Origin of the sequence: Staphylococcus sp. EG-SA-17 (genome assembly GCF_017151845.1) — a bacterium.
Classification (GTDB): domain Bacteria; phylum Bacillota; class Bacilli; order Staphylococcales; family Staphylococcaceae; genus Staphylococcus; species Staphylococcus aureus.
The window spans coordinates 1-1,824 of sequence record NZ_JACVZO010000060.1 but is presented as its reverse complement, the minus strand read 5'-3'; the positions used below and the strand labels follow the sequence as shown (position 1 = coordinate 1,824).

General features: G+C 35.0%; 5 protein-coding genes and 2 pseudogenes. All 7 read right to left on the bottom strand.

Annotation, left to right across the window (positions count from 1 at the left end):
* The coding region (higB, locus tag IDG65_RS13985; protein ID WP_206174185.1) for a type II toxin-antitoxin system toxin HigB at window positions 1–235 on the bottom strand (235 nt) is incomplete at its 3' end.
* Window positions 236–275: 40 nt separating this feature from the next.
* Window positions 276–524 (bottom strand): SAV1978 family virulence-associated passenger protein, encoded by a 249-nt coding sequence (locus IDG65_RS13980; protein ID WP_015994229.1) that lies wholly within the window; start codon window positions 522–524, stop codon window positions 276–278.
* A gap of 8 nt (window positions 525–532) precedes the next feature.
* A pseudogene (locus IDG65_RS13975) lies at window positions 533–670 on the bottom strand (hypothetical protein); the annotation flags it as partial.
* Window positions 663–911, bottom strand: a pseudogene (locus tag IDG65_RS13970) (SA1788 family PVL leukocidin-associated protein); the annotation flags it as partial. The pseudogenes IDG65_RS13970 and IDG65_RS13975, both read right to left, overlap by 8 nt.
* Window positions 912–1,097 (bottom strand): DUF3113 family protein, encoded by a 186-nt coding sequence (locus IDG65_RS13965; RefSeq protein WP_001187242.1) that lies wholly within the window; start codon window positions 1,095–1,097, stop codon window positions 912–914.
* Window positions 1,098–1,101: 4 nt separating this feature from the next.
* Window positions 1,102–1,506 (bottom strand): DUF1064 domain-containing protein, encoded by a 405-nt coding sequence (locus IDG65_RS13960; protein WP_000049784.1) that lies wholly within the window; start codon window positions 1,504–1,506, stop codon window positions 1,102–1,104.
* A gap of 10 nt (window positions 1,507–1,516) precedes the next feature.
* On the bottom strand, window positions 1,517–1,738 hold the full coding sequence (locus IDG65_RS13955) for a DUF3269 family protein (RefSeq protein ID WP_001123673.1): 222 nt from the start codon (window positions 1,736–1,738) through the stop codon (window positions 1,517–1,519).
* Between the last annotated feature and the right edge of the window lie 86 nt (window positions 1,739–1,824).

The following is a 1,824-nucleotide window of genomic DNA, read 5'->3' as shown; positions in this document are numbered from 1 at the left end:
TGTCCTCCTCATATTTATAGACCACTTGCCCCGTCATAATCCCTACTGCTTCATCAAGACCAATATCTTCTTTGAGTGCATCTTGCATAGCATTAGGTAAACCCTCAAGTATTTCATCAAACGCTTGTGCTTTCTTATACACGTCCTCAATCTCTTTTAGCAATCCCTCTGTGTCATTGCCGTTATACGCACTAGCACTGATCACTGATTGTTCAATTTGTTCGCGGTTATTCATTAGTGTCTTCCTCCATAAAATTTTATTGTTTATATCTCCTCTAAAATAAAGTTAGTTGCTTCTGTTCCTCGTATTCCAAACCATGTTGCTTTATATATATTTCGAGCTCTTCAGCAGTATCAAATGTCTTTTTAACGCCTTGCCAACCTGGTACGATATGCCCGTGAAAGTAATAAGTGCTGTTTACTACATGGATATGTGCCACTCCTTCGTTATCCTGATACAGATATCTCTTAGATCCAAAGAATTGATTTAGGTATTCTTTGCGTGCGTTATCTGTCATAGTCATCACTCCTTTTAACAATTAGGTAGACCAAACGACATGCATTCATCATATAGCTCTTCGTTCCTTATGCTTGTCTTATAGTTTTCAATCACATTGCTAACTTCTTTATGACTCATTGCTTTAATTTGTTCGTCTGTATATTTTTCGCTCTCTTTCCAATTTGCGTTCGAGTCTAGCTTGTTCCAGTCTTTCTATTGTTTTCTTTTCTCTGTACTCACTTAAACGCGTACCTTCTGGTGCGTCCATTGCTTCATGTAGTTCCCAACCGTCTTTTACTCTTTTAGAAACCATTCCAGGTGTTATACCGTGACTTTCTATTAATTCCATTTCAAATTTACTGAACCTATAAGGTTTATCGTGTATCCTTACAATTCTTGCTGTTTTCGCCATTTATTCCACCTCTACATTTACATTTCTAATTTTTAAATTGTCATACTCTAGTATTTCGTTAGGATTGTTATATAAGTAATCTGCCAGCGTTTCTTTTTCTTTATCCACATCACCAAAATGCTTATATTCAACTTCTGTAGGTATTCTTATATCAATCGTTGCGTTTATATATGCTTGTTGTTGCATTAGATCACTTCATTTCTCTTTTGCGTTCTCGTCTTGCTTTAATTAATTCCTCGTAAGTAATCCATGTTTTGCCTGTGTACTTAGGTGCTTTACATATCCAATTGAGTTTTATGTTTCTGTATTTATGTCTGAAAATCTTAGCTTTAAGTTTTGCTACTTCGGTTGGCATACCTTTAATGTCGATAACTTCAATCAGTTTGTCATCGAGATATAACGCGAAGTCTGCAATATATTCAATCTTTCGTTGTTTATCTAGTTTTGGTAATAATTCGAATTTCGGTTGTATTTCGATATGATCATAATTAGTGCCATTCATATTACTTTCTAAATATTGGTAATATTCACACTCTACTTTGCTATCAAATACAATTCCTTTGTACTCAACTTTCTTAGCATTGTATTTACTCATTGCGCCACCTCTAAATATCAAATATCGTTGCTTGTAAACCTAGCTCTTGCTCATATAGAAGTCCGTGAGCGCCTTTAAATCGTTTTAGGTCACTATCAGTCATAATTTTCTTTTCGTCGCTGAAATGGGCTCCTGTGAGCGAATAAACTTCATTCTCGTTATCTTCATGTTTGATGACCTTAATATCTTCCGTGCCATCTTCTCGGTATAAGTAATATTTTTCTTTCGGCATTTTTAACACTCCTTAATATTCGACGATTGCGGGTCTTTCTTCTTTTTCTTTCAACTTATCATCAATAAGTTTTTTAAGTTTCTCTT

Excerpts from the sequence above, each read along its gene's own strand:
- IDG65_RS13965 (WP_001187242.1), bottom strand. The coding sequence starts at position 1,097 with ATGCAACAACAAGCATATATAAACGCAACGATTGATATAAGAATACCT.
- IDG65_RS13960 (WP_000049784.1), bottom strand. The coding sequence starts at position 1,506 with ATGAGTAAATACAATGCTAAGAAAGTTGAGTACAAAGGAATTGTATTT.
- IDG65_RS13955 (WP_001123673.1), bottom strand. The coding sequence starts at position 1,738 with ATGCCGAAAGAAAAATATTACTTATACCGAGAAGATGGCACGGAAGAT.
- IDG65_RS13980 (WP_015994229.1), bottom strand. The coding sequence starts at position 524 with ATGACTATGACAGATAACGCACGCAAAGAATACCTAAATCAATTCTTT.